Genomic DNA, 22678 nt, shown 5'->3' with positions numbered 1-22678 from the left:
GGCCTGTCTGAGCGAAGCGAGTTTGCCTCCCCTCCCTTCCCGCGGCACAAATCCAAGGGGAAGTCGCCATCTCGGGCGCGCCTTTCTTTTGCTTACTTTTCTTTGGCAAGACAAAGAAAAGTGAGTCGTGCCCGGCAGGGTACGAAAGGGGGATGCACCAACAACAAAAGAACAAGGCAGAAACCCCCGCCCACCCCCTCCAACACCATTACCCTATGATGACGCCTCCCCCTCAGTCCCCGCGCCATCATGCCCAACCCCATCACACTCGCCCCAGTCGAACTCGCAAAGTCCTACCGCCTCCTGAACCACGGCCCGACCACGCTGGTCACCAGCGCCCACAACGGTGTCCGCAACGTCATGGCAGCAGCCTGGGCGATGCCGCTCGACTTTGACCCGCCCAAGGTGCTGGTCGTGGTCGACAGCCGCACCCTCACACGCGAGCTGGTCGAAGCCTCGGGCGTGTTTGCGCTCAACATTCCCACCCGTGCAATTGCCGAGACCACGCTCACGGTGGGCACGCTGTCTGGCCGGGACGGCGACAAGTTCGATGCGCTCGGCCTGGCCACGGTGCCAGCCCGCACGATCGACGTGCCGCTCGTCGAAGGCTGCGCAGGGTGGCTGGAATGCCGCGTCATTCCGGAACCGCACAACGAGAAGCGCTACGACCTCTTCATTGCTGAAGTGACCGCCGCCTGGGCGGACCCAGCGCTGTTCAGCAACGGCCGCTGGCACTTTACCGATGCGGGCAGCAAGACCGTGCATTACCTGGCGGGCGGCGCGTTCTTCGAAACCGGCGATGCATTTACCGTGGAGCCCAAACAGCCATGAGCGACATCGCCATCCGCCCGTTGATCGATGAGGATGCGGCAGCGTTCAAGGTGCTCCGCCTGAAGGCCATTGAGGATTCGCCGACCGCCATCTGGCCGACGCACGATGAAGAGTCGGGCCGCACGCTGGAGGAAACCCGCAACCGCATCCGGGCGACCGAGTATCAGATCGTCTTCGGTGCATTTGCGGGGCCGGAGCTGATCGGCATTGCCGGACTGCGTCGCGAGCCGCTGGCGCAGGTCGCCCACAAGGCCGTGCTGTGGGGCGTGTTTGTTGACCCGGCACATCGGCGGGGCGGTATTGCGGCCCGTCTGCTCGACGCCGCCATTGCGCATGCGCGTGCGGCGCGCGTGTTGCAGATCCACCTGTGTGTCAATGCCGAGAACCCGCGTGCGCAAACGCTGTATCGCAACGCGGGTTTCGAAACCTTCGGCGTCGAGCGCCGCGCCATGCGTGTCGGTGACCGCTTCTACGACGAAGAACACATGGCGCTGCGGCTAGACGTCTGAACCGTCAAGCACACGCCATCAGGTCGGCTACGCCCCGGCTGGCTTCGGCGCGGATGCTCGCCACATCCAGCCCGCACACCACACCTTCGTCCACCACAACGCGCCCGCCGATGATGCTGGTGCGCACGGTGATGGGCTCGCCGGCGACCACGGGCGCGAGCGCGGGGTCGTGGAAGCCGTAGAAGCGCGGGTGGTTGATGTCGTAGAGCACCAGATCGGCGGCTTGCCCGACCTGCAGCGTGCCGACTTCGCTCAGGCCGAGCACGCGCGCACCGCCTGCGGTCGCCCAGTGGATGACGTCTTCGGCGGTGGTGGCGCCGGCACCCTGCGCGGCACGGTGGATGAGCCACGCGGTGTTGACCTCGCCGGTCATGCTGCCCGATTCGTTGGACGCCACGCCGTCCACGCCCAATGACACCGGCACGCCGGCCGCCGCCAGTTGCGGCACCGGTGCGATGCCGCTGCCCAGCCGGCTGTTGCTGACCGGGCAGTGCGCGATGCCGCTGCCCGTCTGGGCCAGCATGCGGATCTCCGACGGCTGCAGGTGCACGAGGTGCGCAAACCAGACGTCCGGGCCCAGCCACTCGTGCTCGGCCACGAACTCCACGGGCAGACAGTTGTATTTCTCGCGGCAGAAACGCACGTAGTTGTCGGTCTCCGACAAATGCGTATGCATGCGCAGGCGCATCCCGCGCGCGGCACGTGCCAGCTCGACCAGCAATGCCGGCGGCAACGAGAACGTCGGGGTGGTCGGCGCCACCACCACGCGGCGCATCGCGTCGGGTGCGTCGTCGTGATAGCGGTGCTTGAGCCGCTCGATGTCGGCCAGCATCTGGTCCAGCGTTTCGGGCTGCAGCGCCGTCTTCGAGAAACCCGGGTGGCTGCTGGCCGATTCGATGGCGCCGCCGCGGCAGAGCACGAAGCGCATGCCGAATTCATCGGCCACGTCGAACAGCATGTCGCCCGATTCGGTGCCGCCGCCTGCGTGATAGAGGTAGTGGTGGTCGGCGCAGGTGGTGGCGCCCGACAGCAGCAGCTCCGCCATGCCCAGGCGCGCAGCTGTGCGCATCAGCTCCGGCGTGAAGAGCGGCAGGCGCGGATACGGCACGCTCGCCAGCCACCCTTGCAGATCCTGGTTCATGCCTTCCGGCACGGCCTTGAGCAGGTTCTGGAACAGGTGGTGATGCGTGTTGATCCAGCCCGGGTAGACGATGCAGTCGCTGGCGTCGACGATGCGCTCGCCGGGGCGGGGCATGAGGTCGGGGCCCATCTCGGCGATGCGCCCGTCGGCGATGCGGATGTCGACCGCACCGGCGCGTGCTGCGTCACCGCGCAGGCCGGTCATGACGGCCAAGGGGCGGCGGATGAGGATGTCTTGAGGCGTGTTGTGCATGGAGAGGTCCATTGGAAAATCAGGCGCGGCCCGCCGTGCGCACGACCGACGCGGGCACGTGCGCTTCTTCGGTACCGTTGAGCAGCAGGTTCAGCGCCACCGACACCAGGCAGGCGATGACCACGCCGCTGTGCAGGAACGGTTGCGACCAGTCGGGCAGCTGCTTGAACAACGTCGGCGCCAGCACCGGCACCAGCGCGGCGGCAATCGTGAAACCGACGATGAGCACGTTGTAGCGGTTGTGCTCGTAGTCGACGCGCGCCAGCGTCTGGATGCCCGCCGCGGCCACCACGCCGAACATGGCCATGCCGGCGCCGCCCAATGCGGCTGTCGGCGTGGCCGCAATCACGGCGCCCGCCTTGGGCACCAGCGCCACGAGGCACATCAGCACGCCGCTCACGGCGACCACCCAGCGGCTGCGCACGCCGGTGAGCACCACCAGCCCGACGTTTTCCATGAAGGCGATGAAGGGGAATGCGGCGAACATGCCCGCGATGGCGCTGGCCAGCCCGTTGGCGCGCAGGCCGTTGATGGCTTCCTCTTCTTCGATCGGCTTTTCGACGATGTCGCCGATGGCCAGGAACAAGCCCATCGATTCCACCATCTGCACGATCATCACCACGATCATGGTCAGCGCGGGGACCACGGCGAACACGGGCACGCCAAAGTGGAACGGCACCGGGAGCGTGACCCACGGCGCGTCTGCCACGCCGTGAAAGTCGCCCATACCCATGGCGCAGCCCAGCAACGTGCCGACGATCATGCCCACCAGCACGGCGAGGTTGCGCAGCAGCGGGCTGCCGAAGCGATTGATGAGGAGGATGGTGGCGACCACCACCGCGGCCACCAGCAGAAACGATGGTGCACCGAAGTTGGCAGCGTTGCGTCCGCCGCCCACCCAGTCATACGCGACGGGAAAGAGCTGCAGGCCGATGACGGTCACGATGCAGCCCGTGACCACCGGTGGAAAAAATCGCCGCAGCCGCCCCACCAGCGGTGCGGCGAGCAGCGTAAACAGCCCGGCCGCAATGACCGCACCGCACACGCCCGCGAAACCTACGGCAGGGTTGGTGCCGATGGCGATCACCGGCCCCACGCTGCTGAACGCCACCCCCTGCAGGATCGGCAGCCGCACCCCGAACTTCCAGAACCCGATGGTCTGTAACAGCGTGGCGATGCCCGAGCAGAACAACGTGGTGCTGATGAGCACAATGGTGTCCGCCTGCGACATCTTGAGCGCCGACGCGATGATCATCGGTACCGCGATGGCGCCGATGTACGACACCGCCATATGCTGCAAGCCCAACGTCAACATCTGTCGGGTCGACAGAATCTGGTCGACCGGGTGTACGGCTGTTGTCATGGTTGTCTCCTATCGTTGTCATGCCCGGGGCGTGCCAGGAGCCGCCCTCGGGTCAGGGGGATGTCATGTCATGGCATGCTCACGCCGCCAGACACGCGTTGAAACCGTCCTGCAGGGCCGCACGATCGAGGTCGCGGCCGATGAAGACGATCTTGCTGCTGCGCGCTTCGCTGCCCCACGGCTGCGTTGCGCGAAAGTCGATGAGGCTGTGCACGCCCTGCAGCACGTAGCGCTGCGGCTGACCCTTCACGGCCAGGATGCCCTTCATGCGGAACAGCGTTTCCGCCTGCTCGGTGCGCAGGGTGTCGATCCACGTGTGGAAGCGCACGAGATCCACGTCGGCCGGCACGTCAAAACCCACTGACGAGACGCTCGGATCGTGCTGGTGGTCGTGCTCATGTTCGTGCTCATGGTCATGCTCGTGAGCGTCGGCGTGAACATGTTCATGTTCGTGGTCATGCTCGCCGTGGCCGGCGTCTGCGCCGATCTCCAGCAGCTTCTGCGTCGCCTCGAACGCGCCGACACCGATGATCTTGTTCAGATCGACCTCGGCATAGCTGGAGGTGACGATGTCGGCCGTGGCGTTCAAGCCGCGGATGCGCCCGCGCAGCGCGTCGATATCGTCGCCGCCCACAAGGTCCACCTTGTTGATGACGATGCGGTCCGCGCAGACGATCTGGTCGACGGCCTGGTTGTCGACACCGTCCAGCTGCAGGTCGTCCAGATGCGCGGCGATGTGCTTGGCGTCGACCATGGTCACGATGGCGTCAAGCTCGACATGTTCGGCAATTGGGTCGTCGATGAAGAACGACTGCGCCACCGGATACGGATCGGCCAGGCCGCTGGTTTCCACCAGGATGTGGTCGAGCCGTTCGGGCCGCGCGACAAGCTGGCGCACGATGCGCACGAGGTCTTCGCGCACCTCGGCCGTGCAGCACACGCAGCCGTTGACCATCTCGTAGATCTCTTCGTTTTCCGAGGCCATGACGAGGCCGCCGTCGATGCCGACTTCACCGAACTCGTTTTCGATCACGGCGATCTTGCGGCCGTGGTTTTCGCGCAGGATGAAGTTCAGCAGCGTGGTTTTGCCGGCGCCGAGGAAGCCGGTGAGGATGGTGACCGGAATCTTGGTGTTCGGGCCGGGAAGCGTGGCGTGGGCCGTGGCTTGGGGTTTCATGTTGTCTCCTTGTCGAGCGTGGGTGGGGTACGGACTAAGGCAGGTAAGGCTTCTTCGCCCCAGCGCAGGGCGGTGCCGGCATCGAGCCCGAACAGGTCGAGTACGCGGCCGAGGGTGTGGTCGATCATGTCGTCCAACGTATTGGGGCGCGCATAGAAGGCCGGTACGGGCGGCGCGACGATGGCGCCCATCTCCGTGACGGCCTGCATGTTGCGCAGGTGTGCGAGCGTGAATGGCGTCTCGCGCGCCATCAGTACAAGCGGACGGCGCTCCTTGAGCGTGACGTCTGCCGCGCGTGTCAGCAGCGTCGACGAGACGCCCGTGGCAATCTCCGCCAAAGACTTCATCGAGCACGGCGCCACGATCATGCCCAGCGCGCGAAACGATCCGCTGGCAATGCCGGCGGCCATGTCGTCCGCGCGGTGGTAATGCGTAGCGCGGTCGATCACGTCGGCCAGCTTGTACGGCGTTTCGTGCGCCATCGTCAGCAGCGCAGAACGTGTGACGACGAGGTGCGTCTCCACCTCGAGCGCGCGCAGCAGTTCGAGCAGCCGCACGCCGTAGACGAAGCCCGATGCACCGCTGATGCCGACCACCATGCGCGGCCGGGCGGGAGCGCGAGGGTGGCGCGCGCTCATGGACGCGCTCCGGCCTGACGGAGGATGTCGCCCGCGCGGGCAATCGCCTGCGGATCGATGCGTGCGCGGATGCCTTCGAAGCCGGCACCGCGCGTGGCGTCGATGCCCATGCGCGAAGTCGTGCCGTGCACGGACGATGACGGATCGAGCGGGCTGCCGGGCAGGCCATCGACCATGAACACATCCTGGTGCGGCTGGAAGTGTGTGGCCATGGCCCACAGCACCTGCTCGTCCTGCTGCAGGTCGATATCGGAATCCACGGCAATCACAGTCTTGAGGTACGGATCCCAGCCGAGCAGCGCCAGCATGACCTGCCGCGCCTCGCCGTCGCGCGTCGGGTTGAGCGCCACGTAGCAATGGAAGTGCGTGCCCGAGTTCGGATAGTGCAGCGCCGTCACCGATGGGAAGCGCGCCTTGAGCTTCTCGCTCATCTCGGCTTCGCGCGGCAAGCGGGCCAGCGTCAGGTGCTCGGCGTACGGGCCGCCCACCACGTCGACCAGCCACGCATCGCGCCGACGCATCAGGGCATCGATGCGCAGCACATTGTTGGTGGAGCGGTCGGACGAATAGCCGGTGAATTCACCGAACGGGCCTTCTTCTGCATAGGCGGCGGGGTCGATGGTGCCTTCGAGCACGAACTCCGCTGCCGCCGGCACGCCGATGCCGTAGCGCGGCGTGCGGACGATATCGAGCGGCGCGCCGAGCAGGCCACCCGCCACGGCGCGTTCGTCAGCGCCAAAGGGCAGGCGGGCGGCGGCGGCCAGCATGAACAGCGGATGCGCGCCTACCACCATCGCCACGCGCAGCACGTCGCCGCGTTCGCGCGCGGTCTGCAGCATGCGCCACAGGTGGCCGCGCGAGTGCAGGCTCGTCGCCAGTGCGTTGCGTGCGTGGCGCATCGAGCGGTGATAGCTCATGTTGGCCACGCCCGTCACCGGGTCCTCGGCCACGATGATGGCGTTGGTGATGTAGGGCGCGCGGTCGCTTTCGAAGTGCTTGATCATCGGCAGCAGCGCAACGTCGACCGCGTCGCCTTCGATCACCTCGTCGGTGATGGGGCCGTGCGAGACGACACGCGGTGCGATGGGCGCATTGGCGCGCGCCTGGAAGGCATCGTGCAGTTGATGCGGCAACACGTCGAACAACCGTGCCAGCCGTGACCGCGAGGCGAAGACGTTGGTGACCAGCGGCACCTGCAGGCCGCTGACCTGCTCGCAGACCAGCATGGGGGTCTGGTTGCGCGCAGCAAGCTGATCGATGACGGCGGTGACGTCCTGATCGGCGGAGATGCCGTGGCGCACCGTCAGCACATCTTCGGGATACAGCTCGCGATAGAGATTGGCGAAGACGTGGAAATCCTGGCCTTCGCCAAGCCGGGTCATGCTCATGGCACACCTCGCTAGAGGCAGGCGCCGAATACCACAGAGGCACGGCGCCCGCGGGATCGGCGCTCAGGCCGCTTCTGCTGTCTGGACGTAGGTCGACTTCAGGCGAAGCTCCGCCTCGGCCAGGTCCTTGGGCGGCTTGGTGGGTTCGATGCCGACCAGTCGCGCAATGTTGTTGCCCAGATAGTCTTCGAGGTGGTCCTCATCGATGCCCAGCCCCTGCGGCGGCGCCGAGCACAGCACCTCCAGCTCGCGCAGCCACATGCCGGGCTCGTTGGGCGGCGAATCGGTCCCGAAGACGATCTTGTCGCGCGGCAGCTGCTTCGCAAATTCGACGATGCGCGACTGGAAGCACCAGCCCGATTCGCAGTACACGTTGGGCGTATCCATTGCCATCCAGAACGCTTCGAACGAGTAGTTGCCGCCGGTCTGGATACCGAAGTGTCCGATGATGAAGTTCACCATCGGGAACTCGCGGATGATCGGATAGAACATTGTCGGGATGGTGTACGGGCCGTCGCCGGTGTGGATCAGCACCACGATGTTGTACTTGGCGCAGACCTTCATCGCGGGGCGCAGCCAGTCGAGCGCGCGGTCGGGCCGGTAGCCGTGCATGTTGGCGTGCAGCTTGACCATCTTGAAGCCGTATTCCTTGATGTGGAATTCCAGCTCCGCCGCGCCGTTCTCCGGGCCCCAGCGCGGGTTGTAGGTGAAGTTGCCGATGAAGCGGTCCGGGTACTTCTGCGTCAGTTCGGCGATGTACGCCATGTAGTCGCGAATGCCTTCGCGGCCGCGGCGGTTGCCGTCGCGGTAGCCGGTGTTGCCCGGCGGCGGCTGGATGAAGCCCATGTCGATGCGGCGCGGCTTGCCGTTGATCATGTACGGGCCGTCCATCAGCTGGATCATGCGCTCGCCGTTGAACGGCGTGCCGGTGTGGCGCCAGGCCTCGTCGACCAGGTTGGTTGGGTGCAGATGGGTATCGATAATCATGTGTTGCGCTCCGTGCGGTCTGCGGTGGCTCAGGCGGCAGCCAGCGCGAGCTGCGCTTCGGCTTCGGCCACGGTCTTGGGCGGACGGGTCGGCTCCAGGCCGATCATGCGGGCGATGTTGTTGCCCAGGTAATCCTCGAGCGTGTCTTCATCGAGGTTCAGGCCCTGCGGCGGGTCCATGCACAAGACTTCCAGCAGACGCAGCCACATGCCGGGCTCGTTGGGCGGCGTGTCGGTGCCGAACAGGATCTTGTGCTTGGGCAGCACCTTGGCAAATTCGACGATGCGCGACTGCAGGCACCAGCCCGATTCGCAATACACATTGGGCAGCTCCATCGCCCACTGCATCGGCTCGAACACGTAGACGCCGCCGGTCTGCACGCCGAAGTGCGCCATGATGAAATCGACATTCGGGAAGCGCTTGATCATCGGAATCCATTCCGACGGAATGCTGTAGGGGCCGTCGCCCGTATGCAGCTTGACGGGCACGCCCAGCTCGGCACATTTCTCGAATGCGGGCATCACCCAGTCCAGCGCGCGGTCCGGACGGTAGGCGTGCATGTTGGCCTGCGTCTGGACCATCTTGAAGCCGTGCTCCTTGACGTAGCGCTCGATGGCCTCCACGCCGTTCTGCACGCCGCAGCGCGGGTTGTAGACGAAGCACCCGATGAAGCGGTCGGGGTAGGTCTGCACCATCTTGAGCGTGTACGCCATGTAGGCGTCGATGGACTCGCGGCCCGAAAGCTCGCCGTCCGTCCACGTGTAGATGGTGTTGCCCTGCGGCGGCTGGATGAAGGCCTTGTCGATACGGCGCGGCTTGCCGTTGATCATGTAAGGGCCGTCCATCATTTCGAGCAGGCGCTCGCCGGTGAAGGGGTCGCCGTCGTGCCACCACGCGAGGTCCACCAGGTCGGTGGGGTAGCAGCTGATGTCGATGATCATCGTTGGATCTCCTGATGACTGGGAGGAAGCGCGTGATGGCTTCCCGGTGAGGGCAGGCACGTCCTGCAGCGCGGCGCTCTTTGCTAGGCGTGTGCCTTCCCCTCGCCGGATCGCGTGATGCCGGATGCGTGCTGCTTGGGGCGCAGTATCGGAGTCGGGGCCGGGGGCCGGCCAATACTATTTGGCGGCGGTCTTGATACGTTGCCGATATCGGCAAGTCGGTCGGAAGGCGGCGGGCGCTCAGGCGCCCAGCGTGTCGCGCGCGAGTTGCTGCACTGCGTTCACCACCGCCTGTGCGCGCTCACCCTGGCCGCGCTGCCAGACGGCATACAGGTTGTAGTGCGCCGGGATGGCCACGTCGGTCAGCCGCACGAGGCGCCCGTGTTGCAGTGCATCGGCCGCCAGCAGCCCACGCACCAGCGCCACGCCGACGCCAGCTTCGGCGGCCGCGACCATGTTGGCGGCGTTGTCGAACGCGGCCACCACGGCGGGCTCGAGCGGTTCCAGCGCGGCGGCGTCCAGCCACGGAATCCACGAGCGCCGCGTGTAGCCCAGCAGCGGCAGCGTCATCGCAGCCGACGGCGCCAGCGGCGCCTGCACGCCATGCCGCGTCAGCAGCGCGGGCGCCGCCACAGCGGTGACGTGGTCGCCACAGACGAGCGCCATCTCGCAGTCATCCCATTCGCCATAGCCGTAGCGCAGCGAAACGTCCACGCGTTCGAACGAGGGCCGCTCGCCGCGCGTGGTGGACAGGAACATCACCTGGTAGCCGGGCAGGGCCGCGAGCAATTGCGGCAGCCTCGCATTGAGCCAGCCCTGCGCCAGTTCGCTGTCGACATCGACGATGAGCGTTTGCGGCACGTGCCGGTTGCGCACCGAAGACAGCGCCCGGTCCACCTGCCCGAAGCCGTCGGTCAGCATGCTGGCAAAGAGCTGGCCCGCATCGGTCAGCACGATGCCGCCCGCCTCGCGCACAAACAGCGGCTGGCCGATGAACTCCTCCAGCGAACGGATCTGCTGGCTGATCGCGCTGTGCGTCAGGTCCAGTTGCTGGGCGGCCTTGGTAAAGCTGCCGGTGCGCGCCGCCTGCAGGAAGGCATGCATCGACTGGATCGACGGATAACGCTTGTACATGGCGGCGGTGGGTGAGCTGTTAGTTCGACTTACACGGGCTGGCAGAAATCGTCGCTGGCGGGGCGCCCGTACGCGGCTTCATATTGCAGTCACGCGCGGCCGCACAAGACGGCCCGATTCTGGAGGAGACAATGATGACCGAGATTATGGTCAATGGCGCGCCCCATGCGCTGGATGACGCCGATGCCGACATGCCGCTGCTCTGGGCACTGCGCGATCGGCTGAAACTGACCGGCACCAAGTTTGGCTGCGGCGGCGGCTTTTGCGGGGCCTGCACCGTCCATCTGGATGGCGCACCGATCCGCGCGTGCATCACGCCGGCGTCGGCCGCGGCCGGGCACAGCGTGACCACCATCGAAGGCCTGTCGAAGGACGGCACGCACCCGCTGCAACGCGCCTGGGTGGCCGAAGACGTGCCGCAATGCGGCTACTGCCAATCGGGGCAGATCATGTCGGCCGCTGCCTTGTTGGCGGCAGGCACGCCCGTCAACGACGAGGCCATCACGAATGCCATGGCCGGCAACATCTGCCGCTGCGGCACCTACGGGCGCATCCGCCAGGCCATCAAGCGCGCCGCCGCCGACGAGCGAGGCAAGGCATGAACGCGCCGCGTGACTTGCATGCACCGTCGCGCCGCCGCTTCCTACAGCAGAGCGCGCTGCTGACGGCGGGGCTGGCGGTCGGCTTTCGCTTGCCCGATGCACTGGCCGCCGGCAAGGATGGCGCCGCGGGGGAATTCGAACCCAATGCGTGGGTCCGCGTGTTGGCCGACAACACCGTCAAGATCGTCGTCCACAAGCACGATTCCGGCACCGGCACGCAAACCGCGCTGGCCGCCTGCGTGGCCGAAGAGCTGGATGTGGACCCGATGCGCATTGCCGTCGTCACGCCGGAAGATCCGTTCTTCCAGGACTACATCCATCCGGTCTGGAAGGTGTATTCCACCGGCGGCAGCACCAGCGTGTCGCTCGAATATGCGCGCCTGCGGCAAGCCGGCGCCACGGCGCGCGCGATGCTCATCAGCGCGGCGGCGCAACGCTGGGGCGTGCCCGTGGCCGCATGCAGCACCGCAGACGGCACCGTCATCTGCAATGCCGACGGCCGCAAGGCCACCTACGGCGAACTGGCCGATGCGGCGGGCCGTCTGCCTGCGCCTGCCAATGTGGCGTTGAAGAATCCAGCGGACTTCAAGTACATCGGCAAGCTCAGGCATAAGCGTGATGCGCTGGCCAAGACGACGGGCCGGTTCCAGTACGGCATCGATGTGTCGTTGCCCGGCATGCTGGTGGCAGTCGTGCAGCGTGCGCCCATGCCCGGTGCACGTGTGCGCCGCGTCGACAGCGCCGAGGCGTTGAAGGTGCGCGGCGTGCGCCAGGTCATGACCATCCCGATGCGCGTCGATGTGCTGGGCGGTAACCAGGAAGGCGTGGCCGTGCTGGCCGACGACTACTGGGCCGCCGACAAGGGCCGCGCGGCCCTCAAGGTCGAGTGGGACGACAGCGCCTTCGCCGATTTCGACAGCGGCCATGTCGCGCAGCACCAGGCCGCATGGCTTGCCAGCGGCAAGGCGCGCGTGGTGCACACCGTGCAGACCGGCAACACGGACGTGGCGATGGCCCATGGCGCCAAGTGCATCGACGCGGCGTATCGCATGCCGTACAAGCAGCAGAATCCGCTGGAACCCGTCAACATCACCGCGTGGTTCAACGACGGCGCCATTCAATACTGGGGCGGCATCCAGGTGCCATCCACCGCGATGGAAGCTGCCGAGGTGATCTGCGGCGTGCTGCGCGACAAGGTGGTGCTGCACGAGATGGTGTCGGGCGGCAGCTTTGGCGCGCGCGAGAGCAAATACTGGCTGTTCGAAGTCACCTACCTTGCCAAAAAGACGGGCGTGCCCGTCAAGCTGATGAACAGCCGCGAAGACGAGATGCGCGCGCTGTACGGCCACCCCGCCACGTATCACCGCCTCGAAGGCGCGCTTGATGCGCAAGGCCGGCTCGATGCGCTGCGCATCCGCGCGGTGTCGCCCGCATCGCCGGAACAGTGGGAGCCCGGCTACTTCGATCGCCCCGATCGCATGGACTACAGCACCACCGAGGCCCTCTCGAAGTGGGATTTTCCATACCGCGCCAACCACATGGACATCGGCTGGGTGCGGCACGAAACGGGCATCCCGACGGGCTGGTACCGCGCCGTCAGCTTCATCCCCAACGTCTTCGCCACCGAGAGCTTCATCGATGAACTCGCTGTGGCGGCCAGGCGCGATCCGGTTGATTTCCGCGTCGCTCACATGGCCGACCGGCCCCGGCATGTCGACGTGCTGCGCGCCGCCGCACAGCGTGCGGGGTGGGGAAACATGGCGCACGGCCACGCACTGGGCGTGGCCACGCATCAGGCGTATGACAGCTACATCGCCGTGGTGGCGCAGGTGGCGCGCAAGGACGGCCGCGTCGTCGTCCAAAAGCTCACCTGCGTGGCCGACGTTGGCCTGGCGGTCTCGCGCACCGGCGTGGAGGAGCAGCTGTACGGCGGCCTGATGTGGGGCCTCGGCCATGCGCTGTTCGATCGCATCGACATCCAGGGCGGCGCGGTGCAGCAGAGCAACTTCCACGACTACCCCGTGATGCGCATGTCGGACATGCCCGCCATCGACATCGTCATCATCGATGGCAACCGCGACAAGCCGGGTGGTGTGGGCGAGCTGGCCAACCCGCCCGTGGCGCCCGCCATTGCCAATGCCATCTTCCGGTTGACCGGCAAGCGCCAGCGCGAGACACCGTTCAACTTCGACCTGAAGGCGTAGCGCATACCGTGGACATCCGCCTGCTGCGTTATTTCTCGGTGCTGGCCGACGAGCTGCACTTCGGCCGGGCGGCGGCCCGCCTGTTCATGTCGCAGCCGCCGCTGAGCCAGCAGATCCGGCTGCTGGAAGACGAGATCGGCACGCCGCTGTTTGTGCGTAGTCACCACCGCGTGGAACTGACGGCCGCTGGGCGCACGCTCAAGGAGCAGGCGCCGCTGGTGTTCGCCCAGCTCAACCGCGCGCTGGACCTCACCCGGCAGGCGGGCCGTGGGCAAGTAGGCGAGCTGGAAATCGGCATGATCAGCTCGGTGATGGTGGGATTGCTGCCCGAAGCGCTACGCCAGTTTCGCGAGCGCTACCCCGGCGTCGAATGGCGCTTGCAGGAGATGACGCCCGCCGCGCAGGTGGCCGCACTCAAGGAGCGCCGCATCGATGCATGCATCTTCCGGCTAGGGCAGGAAGACCCCGCCGTGCGCAGCGAACTGCTGCAGCACGAGCCGATCGTGATGGCGTTACCCGCCACGCACCGCCTGGCCGGGCACACCAGCCTGGCCCTCGGCGACTTTGCCGGCGAGCCGTTTGTTGCGTTCGAATCCAAGCGATCGCGCTTTGCCGATCACCTGCTGCATCTGTGCATCCAGGCTGGCTTTGCGCCGCTTGTGCGCCAGCAGGTGACCGAAGTGCAGACGCTGTTGGCGCTGGTGAGCGCGGGCTTTGGTGTGGCGCTGCTGCCGGGCTCCACGGCGAACCTGGCGCCGCCCGGTGTGGTCTTCCGCCCGCTGGAGCCGGCGCTGCCTGCTGTGCCGCTGTACGTCCACTATCGCGTGGACGATCACTCGCCGGTGCTCAGGGCTTTTCTGGAGACGCTGCGGGAAGTGAGCGACACCGCTGGGGACGCCGTCGCCGCGCAGTCTCAGCCTGCGCTGGCCAGCCGATAGTCCGTTGGCCGCATGCCGGTCCATTTGCGGAAGGCGCGGTGAAAGGCGCTCGGTTCCGCAAAGCCGACCGCGACGGCAATGTCGGCGATGGTGCGGCGCGTGTCCTGCAGCTGGCCGATGGCAATGTCGCGCCGCAGGTCGTCCTTGATCGACTGATACGTGTGGCCCTCCAGCTTCAGGCGCCGCCGCATGGTGGCCTCGGCCACGTTCAGCTTGAGCGCCATTGCGTCCGACGCGGGCCAGCCTGCCACCGGCAGATTGCGCAGCGTCTTGCGTACGCGCGCGGCGAAGGAATCCGGGTTGCGGTACTTGACGATGAAGTTGCCCGGCGCATCCCGCAGAAATGTCTTGCTGGACGCCGCCGTCTGAATGACCGGCAGGTCGAGAAAATCGGGCGATAGGTCGACGTACGACGCATCGTGCCTGAACGCCATGTCGTCACAGAACATCAGGCGATATTCCTGCGCATCCTGCGGCGCCGCACAACGGAAGCGCGCGGCAATGAACGGAATGCGCCGCCCCACGAGCCAGCACACCAGCCCGTAGACCATGATGAGCCACGTGGCGTAGGTGAACATGGGCGGCACCCGCGTGCCCTTGCGGTGCACAAAGACAAGACGCACACGCTGATCGTCTTCTTCAACGCGCACATGCAGATCGTCCAGCACCAGCCGCAGAAAGCCCGTGGCCCGGGCGAGCGCCTGCCTGCCCGTGCGCGCCGTCAGCGCCGCCTGCGTCATCGCCACGAAGCTGCCCCAGCGCATGGGGTGCGCATCCTGCCCGAAGAACTCGTCGTCCATGGCCTGCGCAATGCCGGCCCACAGCGCGCCGTACTGCGTCGATGACACGCGGCTGCGCGGCTGCGCCAGCATCTGCGGCGTGATGCCCGCGGCGGCCATGATGGGCTGCATGTCCACGCCATGCGCGCGGGCGCGCGTCACGGCCTCGTTGACGAGGCTGACAGAGACCGTTCCTTTTTCGTTGTTTTTCATCGGTATGGCAAATCCGCTCACGCAAGTTGATCGTGACGGGCATCGAAGCCGCCCAGCCGCGTGCCTACACTTTTCCCCCATCGAACCCGAGCGCCGCGGGCTGCACAGTGTAAGGCGCCTGCACAGGCAGCGTCACGCGGCACCGGTCAGCAAACAAGCAAGAGCCAAGCGATGGACGACTTCTATACCGAAGAGCAGCGGATGATCCACGACGCTGCGCGCGACTTTGCCACCGAGCGCCTGGCGCCCAACGCCGCGCAGTGGGACCGTGACGGCGCCTTGCCCGACGAGGTGGTGCGCGAGATGGGTGAGCTGGGCCTGCTGGGCATGATCGTGCCGGCGGAGTGGGGCGGTTCGTACACCGACTACGTGGCCTATGCGCTCGCATTGGAAGAGGTGGCCGCCGGTTGCGCTGCCAGCGCGACGATGATGAGCGTGCACAACTCGGTCGGCTGCGGCCCGATCCTCAAGTTCGGCACCGAGGCACAGAAGGCGCGTTACCTGCCGGATCTGGCCACCGGCCGTGCGATTGGCGCGTTCTGCCTGACCGAGCCGCATGCCGGCTCCGAGGCCAACAACCTGCGCACGCGTGCGGTGCTGCGCGACGGCAAGTGGGTGCTCAACGGCAACAAGCAGTTCGTCACCAACGGCGCACGCGCGAACATCGCCATCGTCTTTGCCGTGACGGACCCTGAGGCGGGCAAGCGCGGCATCTCGGCCTTCATCGTCCCGACGGACACGCCGGGCTTTCACGTTGGGCGGCCCGAACACAAGCTCGGCATTCGCGCGTCGGACACCTGCCCGATCACGCTGGAAGACTGCGCCGTGCCCGAAGAGAACCTGCTGGGCGAGCGTGGCGAGGGCCTGAAGATCGCGTTGTCGAACCTGGAAGGTGGGCGCATCGGCATTGCCGCGCAGGCCGTGGGCATTGCGCGCGCCGCGTTCGATGCGGCACGCAACTACGCGAATGAGCGCATCCAGTTTGGCAAGGCGCTGCGCGAGCATCAGACCATCGCCAACATGCTGGCCGACATGGCCACGCGCCTGAATGCGGCGCGCTTGCTTGTTCACCACGCGGCGCGCCTGCGCAGCGCAGACAAGCCGTGCTTGTCGGAAGCCTCGCAGGCCAAGCTCTACGCATCGGAACTGGCGGAAGAAATCTGCTCCAACGCCATCCAGATCCACGGCGGCTACGGCTATCTGGCCGACTACGCCGTCGAGCGCCACTACCGCGATGCACGCATCACCCAGATCTACGAAGGCACCAGCGAAGTCCAGCGGATGGTGATCGCGCGGCACGTGTAGCACGCCCCGCGCACATCGACCGCATACGAAAGAGCGCAAACGCGCCGACCAGGAGACGACGATGAACCAAGCGGTATCTGCAGCACAGGGTTTTGTGGAAGCGCGCGATTTTCTGCTGCGCCATCGCACCGACTACGACCGGGCGTATCGCGAATTTGCGTGGCCGACGCTGGACACGTTCAACTGGGCGCTCGACTACTTCGATGTGATGGCGCGCGGCAACGACAACCCGGCGCTGTGGATCGTCGATGACGCGCAGGGCGAAGGGTTGAAGCTGTCGTTTGCGCAGATGTCGGAGCGCTCGTCGCGCATGGCGAACTTCCTGCGCGGGCTTGGCATCGTGCGGGGTGACCGTCTGCTGCTGATGCTGCCGAACCGCGTCGAACTGTGGGACGTGATGCTCGCGGCAATGAAGCTCGGTGCGGTGGTGCTGCCGGCCACGACGCAGCTTTCGCCGGATGACGTGCGCGACCGCGTTGAACTGGGCGGCGCGAACTGCGTGGTTGTCGACGCGGCGGAGCTGCACAAGTTCGACAGTGTGGATGCAAGCGTCAAGCGCATCGCCGTGGGCGCGCAGCGCGAAGGCTGGATCGACCTGGCAGCCGCCTACGATGCGCCCGCGCAGTTCGTGCCCGAGGGGCCAACCAAGGCGACCGACCCGTTGCTGCTGTACTTCACCTCGGGCACCACGTCCAAGCCGAAGCTGGTCGAGCACACGCACCAGAGCTATCCGGTCGGGCACCTGTCGACGATGTACTGGATCGGCCTGCAACCCGGCGACATCCACTGGAACATCAGCTCACCCGGCTGGGCCAAACACGCGTGGAGCTGTTTCTTTGCCCCGTGGAATGCGCAGGCCTGCGTGTTCGTTTACAACTACGCCCGCTTCGTGCCGAAGGACACGCTGGACGTGCTGGTGCGCTTCAACGTGACCACGCTGTGCGCGCCGCCCACCGTGTGGCGCATGCTGGTGCAGGAGCCGCTGGCCTCATACGCCGTCAAGCTGCGCGAGATCGTCGGTGCGGGCGAGCCGCTCAACCCCGAGATCATCGAGCGCGTGCGCAGCGCCTGGGGCGTGACCATTCGGGACGGCTTCGGCCAGACCGAGACCACCTGCCAGATCGGCAACACGCCGGGCCAGCCGGTCGTGCCGGGCTCGGTCGGGCGCCCGCTGCCCGGCTACCGCGTGGAACTGGTCGACCACGACGATCAGCCCACCAGCGAAGGCGAAATCGTGCTGCCGCTCTCGCATCGCCCGCTCGGCCTGATGCAGGGCTACGCCAACAACGCCAAGGCCACGGGCGAGGCCATGCGCAACGGCTATTACCACACGTCCGACGTGGCGATGCGCCGCGACGACGGTTACTTCGTCTACGTGGGCCGCACCGATGACGTGTTCAAGTCGTCCGACTATCGGCTGAGCCCCTTCGAGCTGGAAAGCGTGCTGATCGAGCACGAGGCCATTGCCGAGGCCGCCGTGGTGCCGAGTTCCGATCCGCTGCGGCTGTCCGTGCCCAAGGCGTTCGTGACGGTGCGCCAGGGCTATGAGGCTGGCCCCGAGCTTGCGCGCGCCGTGTTCCTCTTCTCGCGCGAAAAGCTGGCGCCCTACAAGCGCATCCGCCGGCTGCAGTTCAGCGAGCTGCCCAAGACCATCTCCGGAAAGATCCGCCGCGTGGAACTGCGTCGGCTGGAGCTTGAACGCACGCCGCAACCGGCTCGCCTGCCCGGCGAGTACTGGGAAGAAGACTTCGCCTGATTTGCCCGTCCCGCATTGAACCCATTACCGCCACCGCAACCGATACCGAATCGCCAGGAGACTCCCATGAGCGCCGTTGCTTCCCTCGCTTCCGCCAAGCCTGCTGCACAGCAGGACACCCCGCCCACCGTCAAGCTGCTGATCGGAGGCGAGTTTGTCGAATCGCAGTCGAAGGAATGGCGCGACATCGTGAACCCCGCCACGCAGGAAGTGCTGGCGCGCGTGCCGTTTGCCACGGCCGACGAAGTGGACGCGGCCATCCGCTCCGCACATGCGGCGTTTGCCACGTGGAAGAACACGCCGGTCGGCGCGCGCATGCGCATCATGCTGAAGTTCCAGGCGCTGATTCGCGAGCACTCGCCGCGCATCGCCCGCACGCTGACGGCCGAGCAGGGCAAGACGCTGCCCGATGCAGAAGGCGACATCTTCCGCGGGCTGGAGGTGGTGGAGCACGCGTGCTCGGTGGGCTCGCTGCAGCAGGGCGAATTTCTGGAGAACGTGGCGGGCGCGGTCGACACCTACACGCTGCGCCAGCCGATTGGCGTGTGCGCGGGCATCACGCCGTTCAACTTCCCGGCCATGATTCCGCTGTGGATGTTTCCGATGGCGATCGTGTGCGGCAACACGTTCGTGCTCAAGCCTTCAGAGCAGGATCCGCTGTCGACCATGCAGCTGGTTGAACTGGCGCTCGAGGCCGGCGTGCCGCCGGGCGTGCTGAACGTCGTGCACGGCGGCAAGGACGTGGTGGATGCGCTGTGCACGCACGAACATGTGAAGGCGATTTCGTTTGTCGGGTCCACCGCGGTCGGCACGCATGTCTATCGCCTCGGCAGCGAGCACGGCAAGCGCGTGCAATCGATGATGGGCGCGAAGAACCACGCCGTGGTGCTGCCCGATGCGAATCGCGAGCAGGCCATCAATGCGCTGGTGGGTGCGGCCTTCGGCGCGGCGGGGCAACGCTGCATGGCGACCTCAGTCGTCGTGCTGGTGGGCGCCGCGCAGCAGTGGGTGCCGGACCTGATCGCCAAGGCAAAAACGCTCAAGGTGAATGCCGGTGTGGAGACGGGTACCGATGTCGGCCCCGTTGTCTCGCGTGCCGCCAAGCAACGCATTCTCGGCCTGATCGAATCGGGCGTGCAGCAGGGCGCGACGCTCGCACTCGACGGCCGCAATGTGCGCGTCGCCGGTTACGAAGACGGCAACTTCATCGGCCCCACGGTCTTTACCGACGTGAAGACCGACATGGACATCTACACCAACGAAATCTTCGGGCCCGTGCTGCTGGTGCTGACGGCGCCCACGCTGGACGATGCGATTGCGCTGGTCAATGCCAACCCGTTCGGCAACGGCGTGGGCCTGTTCACGCAGAGCGGTGCGGCGGCGCGCAAGTTCCAAAGCGAGATCGACGTTGGGCAGGTCGGTATCAACATTCCCATTCCGGTGCCCGTGCCGTACTTCAGCTTTACCGGCTCGCGCGGCTCCAAGCTGGGTGATCTGGGCCCGTACGGCAAGCAGGTCGTGCAGTTCTATACGCAAACGAAGACGGTCACGGCGCGCTGGTTTGACGACGCGGTCGATGCCGGCGGCGTGAATACCACCATCAGCCTGCGCTGATCGCACCGGGAGCGTTGTCATGAAAATCGCATTCATCGGCCTGGGCAACATGGGCGCCCCGATGGCGCGCAACCTGCTCAAGGCGGGCCACGCGCTGACCGTCTTTGATCTGAATACGCAGGCCGTGGGCGCGCTGGTGGAAGCCGGTGCCATGGCCGCCGCGTCTCCCAAAGACGCTGCGACAGGCGCGGAAACCGTGATCACCATGCTGCCCGCCGCCGCGCATGTACGCCACGTGCTGACGGCGGAAGACGGCGTGCTGGCGGGCATTGCCAAGGGCGTGCCCATCATCGATTCGAGCACCATCGACCCGGCCAGCGTGAAGGCGTTTGCCGCGCTGGCGGCCGAGCACGGCAACACCTTTGTCGATGCGCCGGTCTCGGGCGGCACGGGCGGCGCGGCGGCCGGCACGCTGACGTTCATGGTGGGCGGCACCGCACAGGCGTTCGAGCAGGTGCGTCCGGTGCTGTCCGCCATGGGCAACAACCTCGTGCATTGCGGCGACACCGGCGCCGGCCAAGGCGCGAAGATCTGCAACAACCTCGTGCTCGGCATCACCATGGCCGGCGTGGCCGAAGCCATGTCGCTGGGCGAAGCGCTGGGCATCGACCCGAAGGTGCTGGGCGGCATCATCAACACGTCGACGGGCCGGTGCTGGAGTTCGGATACCTACAACCCGTTCCCGGGCGTGATCGAGACCGCGCCGTCGTCGCGCGGCTATACGGGCGGATTCGGTACCGACCTGATGCTCAAGGATCTGGGCCTGGCAGGCGATGCGGCAAAGTCCGTCCGTCAGCCGGTCTACCTGGGCGCGTTGGCGCAGCAGCTCTATCAAACCGTGAGCAGCAAGGGCGATGGCAAGCTGGATTTCTCCGCCGTCATCAAGCTGTATCGGAAAGACGGAGCGGCGTGATGATCGAACTGGAAACGCTGCATGAGGGCACCGTTGCGGTGCTGACGCTCAAGCGTCCGCCGGCCAACGCGTTCACCCCGGAAGGTCTGCTGCAGCTGCAAGGCACTGTCGAGCGATTGAACGCCGATGCACGCGTACGCGCCATCGTCGTCACGGGCCACGGGCCGAAGTTCTTCAGCGCGGGCGCCGACCTCAACACCTTTGCCGATGGCAATCGCGATGTGGCGCGCGAGGCCGCTGCACGTTTCGGTGCCGCGTTCGAGGCGCTGCAGAATGCGCGCCCGGTGGTGATCGCTGCCATCAACGGCTTTGCGATGGGCGGTGGCCTGGAGTGCGCGCTGGCATGCGACATCCGCATCGCCGAGCCCCATGCCAAGCTGGCCGTGCCGGAGACGGCTGTCGGCCTGCTGTGCTGCGGTTGCGGCACGCAGACGCTGCCCTGGCTCGTGGGTGAAGGCTGGGCCAAGCGCATGATCCTGACTGGCGAGCGCGTCGACGCGCAGACCGCCCTGCGCATCGGCCTGGTGGAAGAGGTGGTGGAAACGGGCGCTGCTCGCGAAGCCGCCATCGCCATGGCGCTGCGTGTAACGACGTTGAGCCCGCAGGCCGTCACCTTCAGCAAGCAGCTGATCCATCAGGCGCGCAATGGCGTGCCGCGCAGCGCGGCGCTGGCCGTGGAGCGCGAGCGCTTTGTCGATCTGTTCGACCACCCGGACCAGCGCGAAGGCGTGAACGCCTTCCTTGAGAAGCGCGCGCCGCGCTGGCATTCCACACACGAATCGGAGACGCTGCAATGAGTGCCGTCCAACTGCAGGCGGCGCCGCCCGAGGCCGCCGCTGCCGAGCCCGAGGTGTTGATGCGCGTGGTGAACCGCGTGGCCGTCATCACCTTGAACCGGCCGTCTGCGCTGAATGCGCTGTCGCACGGCATGGTGCGCCAACTGGCGACGCTGCTGGAGCAATGCCGCCATGACGACGGCATCGCCGCGCTGGTGCTGCGCGGCGCGGGCCAGAAGGGCTTCTGCGCCGGCGGTGATGTCCGCGCGCTCTATCAGCTTGCCCAACAGGGCCGCATGGACGGCGACGACGGCTGGCTGCAATTCTTCGTCGACGAATACCGGCTCGACTACGCGCTGCACCAGTTTCCGAAGCCCATCGTTGCGCTGATGGATGGCATCACCATGGGCGGCGGCATGGGCCTTGGGCAAGCCGCAAGGCTGCGTGTCGTGACCGAGCGGACGAAGATGGCGATGCCCGAAACGCGCATCGGTTTTCTGCCCGACGTGGGCGCCACGCGCTTTTTGAGCGTGATGTCGCCCGAGCTTGAGCTGTATGTCGGTCTGACAGGCGTGACGCTGACCGGTGCCGATGCGCTGCATTGCCACCTGGCCGATGTGTGCGTGCCTGCCGAATGGCTTGCCTCGTTCGAAGACCGGCTGCAGCGCATGCCGCACGATGGCGACCTCATGCAAGCGCTGCGCCGCGTGTTCGAGCCGCCGTGCAACGTCGTTCCGCACGCGCCGCTGGCGCAGGCGATGCCATGGGTGCTGCGCTATTTCGATCGGCGTTCTTCGGTCGATCGCATTGTGGCCACGTTGCGAGAGAGCCTTGAGCGCGAATCGGCACGCGAGCCGCGCCAGTGGCTGCAGGCGACGCTTGACGCCATGACCACGCATTCGCCGACGATGCTGCACGTCACGCGCGAAGCGTTGCTGCGGGGCCGGCAGTTGTCGCTGGCGGAATGCTTCCAAATGGAACTGGGCATCGTTGCGCGCGGAATCCAGGAAGGCGATTTCTGCGAAGGCGTGCGCGCGCATCTGGTGGATAAGGATCACCGGCCCGGCTGGGCGCCGGCCACGCTGCCGCAGGTGCGGCCCGAGCGGGTGCGGCATTTTCTGACGTCGCCCTGGCGGGCGGAGGCGCACCCGTTGGCGGGGCTTGGTTGAGTCGGGGGGAGCGGCGCATGGGCGACACGCGCTGCGCTGGAGGCGGCG

The 22678-nt window shown here is 66.5% G+C and carries 20 protein-coding genes; 11 read left to right on the top strand and 9 right to left on the bottom strand.

Annotated features, from left to right (window positions below; translation table 11 throughout):
- Nucleotides 1-249: 249 nt before the first annotated feature.
- Together R2669_RS03540 and R2669_RS03535 are read left to right on the top strand one after the other, a co-directional pair.
- Nucleotides 250-831: a flavin reductase family protein gene (locus R2669_RS03540; protein ID WP_316898587.1), complete on the top strand. Its 582-nt coding sequence runs from the start codon at nt 250-252 to the stop codon at nt 829-831.
- On the top strand, nt 828-1340 hold the full coding sequence (locus tag R2669_RS03535; protein WP_316898585.1) for a GNAT family N-acetyltransferase: 513 nt from the start codon (nt 828-830) through the stop codon (nt 1338-1340). The genes R2669_RS03540 and R2669_RS03535 overlap by 4 nt, the downstream gene beginning before the upstream one ends.
- Before the next feature lie 4 nt (nt 1341-1344).
- Here the strand turns inward: R2669_RS03535 and R2669_RS03530 are convergent, their stop codons facing one another.
- The 8 genes from R2669_RS03530 to R2669_RS03495 all read right to left on the bottom strand — a co-directional run bounded on the left by R2669_RS03530 (nt 1345) and on the right by R2669_RS03495 (nt 10361).
- Nucleotides 1345-2733 (bottom strand): amidohydrolase family protein, encoded by a 1389-nt coding sequence (locus R2669_RS03530; protein ID WP_316898583.1) that lies wholly within the window; start codon nt 2731-2733, stop codon nt 1345-1347.
- Nucleotides 2734-2752: 19 nt separating this feature from the next.
- The gene (locus R2669_RS03525; protein ID WP_316898581.1) at nt 2753-4096 is read right to left on the bottom strand and encodes a nucleobase:cation symporter-2 family protein; all 1344 of its coding nucleotides are present in this window, start codon (nt 4094-4096) and stop codon (nt 2753-2755) included.
- 79 nt (nt 4097-4175) lie between these two features.
- Nucleotides 4176-5273, bottom strand: a complete 1098-nt coding sequence (locus R2669_RS03520; protein WP_316898580.1) for a CobW family GTP-binding protein — start codon at nt 5271-5273, stop codon at nt 4176-4178.
- Nucleotides 5270-5911, bottom strand: coding sequence for a UbiX family flavin prenyltransferase (locus R2669_RS03515; RefSeq protein WP_316898578.1), 642 nt, complete (start codon nt 5909-5911; stop codon nt 5270-5272). The genes R2669_RS03520 and R2669_RS03515 overlap by 4 nt, the downstream gene beginning before the upstream one ends.
- Entirely contained in the window at nt 5908-7299 is a 1392-nt protein-coding gene (locus R2669_RS03510) for a UbiD family decarboxylase (RefSeq protein ID WP_062738775.1), read from the bottom strand. The genes R2669_RS03515 and R2669_RS03510 overlap by 4 nt, the downstream gene beginning before the upstream one ends.
- A gap of 63 nt (nt 7300-7362) precedes the next feature.
- Complete coding sequence (locus tag R2669_RS03505) at nt 7363-8286, bottom strand: amidohydrolase family protein (protein ID WP_027679411.1); 924 nt, start codon at nt 8284-8286, stop codon at nt 7363-7365.
- Nucleotides 8287-8315: 29 nt separating this feature from the next.
- Nucleotides 8316-9227, bottom strand: coding sequence for an amidohydrolase family protein (locus R2669_RS03500; RefSeq protein ID WP_316898576.1), 912 nt, complete (start codon nt 9225-9227; stop codon nt 8316-8318).
- A gap of 240 nt (nt 9228-9467) precedes the next feature.
- Nucleotides 9468-10361, bottom strand: coding sequence for a LysR family transcriptional regulator (locus R2669_RS03495; RefSeq protein ID WP_316898574.1), 894 nt, complete (start codon nt 10359-10361; stop codon nt 9468-9470).
- Nucleotides 10362-10495: 134 nt separating this feature from the next.
- Between R2669_RS03495 and R2669_RS03490 the strand changes: the two genes are divergently transcribed.
- The 3 genes from R2669_RS03490 to R2669_RS03480 are packed head-to-tail and all read left to right on the top strand — an operon-like array spanning nt 10496 to nt 14105.
- Nucleotides 10496-10963 (top strand): (2Fe-2S)-binding protein, encoded by a 468-nt coding sequence (locus tag R2669_RS03490; RefSeq protein ID WP_316899064.1) that lies wholly within the window; start codon nt 10496-10498, stop codon nt 10961-10963.
- A complete protein-coding gene (locus R2669_RS03485) occupies nt 10960-13167 on the top strand; it encodes a xanthine dehydrogenase family protein molybdopterin-binding subunit (protein ID WP_147216228.1) in 2208 nt (735 codons plus the stop codon). The genes R2669_RS03490 and R2669_RS03485 overlap by 4 nt, the downstream gene beginning before the upstream one ends.
- 8 nt (nt 13168-13175) lie before the next feature.
- Complete coding sequence (locus R2669_RS03480) at nt 13176-14105, top strand: LysR family transcriptional regulator (RefSeq protein ID WP_316898573.1); 930 nt, start codon at nt 13176-13178, stop codon at nt 14103-14105.
- Here R2669_RS03480 and R2669_RS03475 read toward each other — a convergent pair.
- Nucleotides 14081-15097 carry an AraC family transcriptional regulator gene (locus tag R2669_RS03475; RefSeq protein ID WP_316898571.1) on the bottom strand — a complete coding sequence of 339 codons (1017 nt, stop codon included), beginning with the start codon at nt 15095-15097 and terminating at the stop codon, nt 14081-14083. The two genes, R2669_RS03480 and R2669_RS03475, sit on opposite strands and share 25 nt — an antisense overlap.
- Before the next feature lie 171 nt (nt 15098-15268).
- Here R2669_RS03475 and R2669_RS03470 point away from each other — a divergent pair, with 171 nt between their 5' ends.
- From R2669_RS03470 to R2669_RS03445, 6 genes are all read left to right on the top strand, one after another.
- Nucleotides 15269-16402 carry an acyl-CoA dehydrogenase gene (locus tag R2669_RS03470; RefSeq protein ID WP_027679405.1) on the top strand — a complete coding sequence of 378 codons (1134 nt, stop codon included), beginning with the start codon at nt 15269-15271 and terminating at the stop codon, nt 16400-16402.
- A gap of 61 nt (nt 16403-16463) precedes the next feature.
- Entirely contained in the window at nt 16464-18158 is a 1695-nt protein-coding gene (locus R2669_RS03465; RefSeq protein WP_316898569.1) for an AMP-binding protein, read from the top strand.
- Between the two features lie 66 nt (nt 18159-18224).
- Nucleotides 18225-19772 (top strand): CoA-acylating methylmalonate-semialdehyde dehydrogenase, encoded by a 1548-nt coding sequence (locus R2669_RS03460; RefSeq protein ID WP_316898567.1) that lies wholly within the window; start codon nt 18225-18227, stop codon nt 19770-19772.
- 19 nt (nt 19773-19791) lie between these two features.
- The gene (mmsB, locus tag R2669_RS03455) at nt 19792-20685 is read left to right on the top strand and encodes a 3-hydroxyisobutyrate dehydrogenase (RefSeq protein ID WP_316898565.1); all 894 of its coding nucleotides are present in this window, start codon (nt 19792-19794) and stop codon (nt 20683-20685) included.
- Entirely contained in the window at nt 20685-21482 is a 798-nt protein-coding gene (locus tag R2669_RS03450) for an enoyl-CoA hydratase (protein ID WP_147216219.1), read from the top strand. The genes mmsB and R2669_RS03450 overlap by 1 nt, the downstream gene beginning before the upstream one ends.
- Complete coding sequence (locus R2669_RS03445) at nt 21479-22630, top strand: enoyl-CoA hydratase/isomerase family protein (RefSeq protein ID WP_147216217.1); 1152 nt, start codon at nt 21479-21481, stop codon at nt 22628-22630. The genes R2669_RS03450 and R2669_RS03445 overlap by 4 nt, the downstream gene beginning before the upstream one ends.
- Nucleotides 22631-22678: the final 48 nt, after the last annotated feature.

It is taken from the genome of Ralstonia edaphi (genome assembly GCF_958350185.1).
GTDB lineage: Bacteria > Pseudomonadota > Gammaproteobacteria > Burkholderiales > Burkholderiaceae > Ralstonia > Ralstonia edaphi.
This window is presented reverse-complemented; position numbering and strand designations above follow the sequence as displayed.

Bases quoted from the DNA above. Each gene is read 5' to 3' on its own strand.
- R2669_RS03535 (WP_316898585.1), top strand. From the start codon at position 828: ATGAGCGACATCGCCATCCGCCCGTTGATCGATGAGGATGCGGCAGCG.
- R2669_RS03540 (WP_316898587.1), top strand. From the start codon at position 250: ATGCCCAACCCCATCACACTCGCCCCAGTCGAACTCGCAAAGTCCTAC.
- R2669_RS03465 (WP_316898569.1), top strand. From the start codon at position 16,464: ATGAACCAAGCGGTATCTGCAGCACAGGGTTTTGTGGAAGCGCGCGAT.
- R2669_RS03450 (WP_147216219.1), top strand. From the start codon at position 20,685: ATGATCGAACTGGAAACGCTGCATGAGGGCACCGTTGCGGTGCTGACG.
- R2669_RS03505 (WP_027679411.1), bottom strand. From the start codon at position 8,286: ATGATTATCGATACCCATCTGCACCCAACCAACCTGGTCGACGAGGCC.
- R2669_RS03515 (WP_316898578.1), bottom strand. From the start codon at position 5,911: ATGAGCGCGCGCCACCCTCGCGCTCCCGCCCGGCCGCGCATGGTGGTC.
- R2669_RS03525 (WP_316898581.1), bottom strand. From the start codon at position 4,096: ATGACAACAGCCGTACACCCGGTCGACCAGATTCTGTCGACCCGACAG.
- R2669_RS03495 (WP_316898574.1), bottom strand. From the start codon at position 10,361: ATGTACAAGCGTTATCCGTCGATCCAGTCGATGCATGCCTTCCTGCAG.
- R2669_RS03485 (WP_147216228.1), top strand. From the start codon at position 10,960: ATGAACGCGCCGCGTGACTTGCATGCACCGTCGCGCCGCCGCTTCCTA.
- R2669_RS03470 (WP_027679405.1), top strand. From the start codon at position 15,269: ATGGACGACTTCTATACCGAAGAGCAGCGGATGATCCACGACGCTGCG.
- R2669_RS03445 (WP_147216217.1), top strand. From the start codon at position 21,479: ATGAGTGCCGTCCAACTGCAGGCGGCGCCGCCCGAGGCCGCCGCTGCC.
- R2669_RS03520 (WP_316898580.1), bottom strand. From the start codon at position 5,273: ATGAAACCCCAAGCCACGGCCCACGCCACGCTTCCCGGCCCGAACACC.
- R2669_RS03530 (WP_316898583.1), bottom strand. From the start codon at position 2,733: ATGCACAACACGCCTCAAGACATCCTCATCCGCCGCCCCTTGGCCGTC.
- R2669_RS03490 (WP_316899064.1), top strand. From the start codon at position 10,496: ATGACCGAGATTATGGTCAATGGCGCGCCCCATGCGCTGGATGACGCC.
- mmsB (WP_316898565.1), top strand. From the start codon at position 19,792: ATGAAAATCGCATTCATCGGCCTGGGCAACATGGGCGCCCCGATGGCG.
- R2669_RS03475 (WP_316898571.1), bottom strand. From the start codon at position 15,097: ATGAAAAACAACGAAAAAGGAACGGTCTCTGTCAGCCTCGTCAACGAG.
- R2669_RS03460 (WP_316898567.1), top strand. From the start codon at position 18,225: ATGAGCGCCGTTGCTTCCCTCGCTTCCGCCAAGCCTGCTGCACAGCAG.
- R2669_RS03510 (WP_062738775.1), bottom strand. From the start codon at position 7,299: ATGAGCATGACCCGGCTTGGCGAAGGCCAGGATTTCCACGTCTTCGCC.
- R2669_RS03500 (WP_316898576.1), bottom strand. From the start codon at position 9,227: ATGATCATCGACATCAGCTGCTACCCCACCGACCTGGTGGACCTCGCG.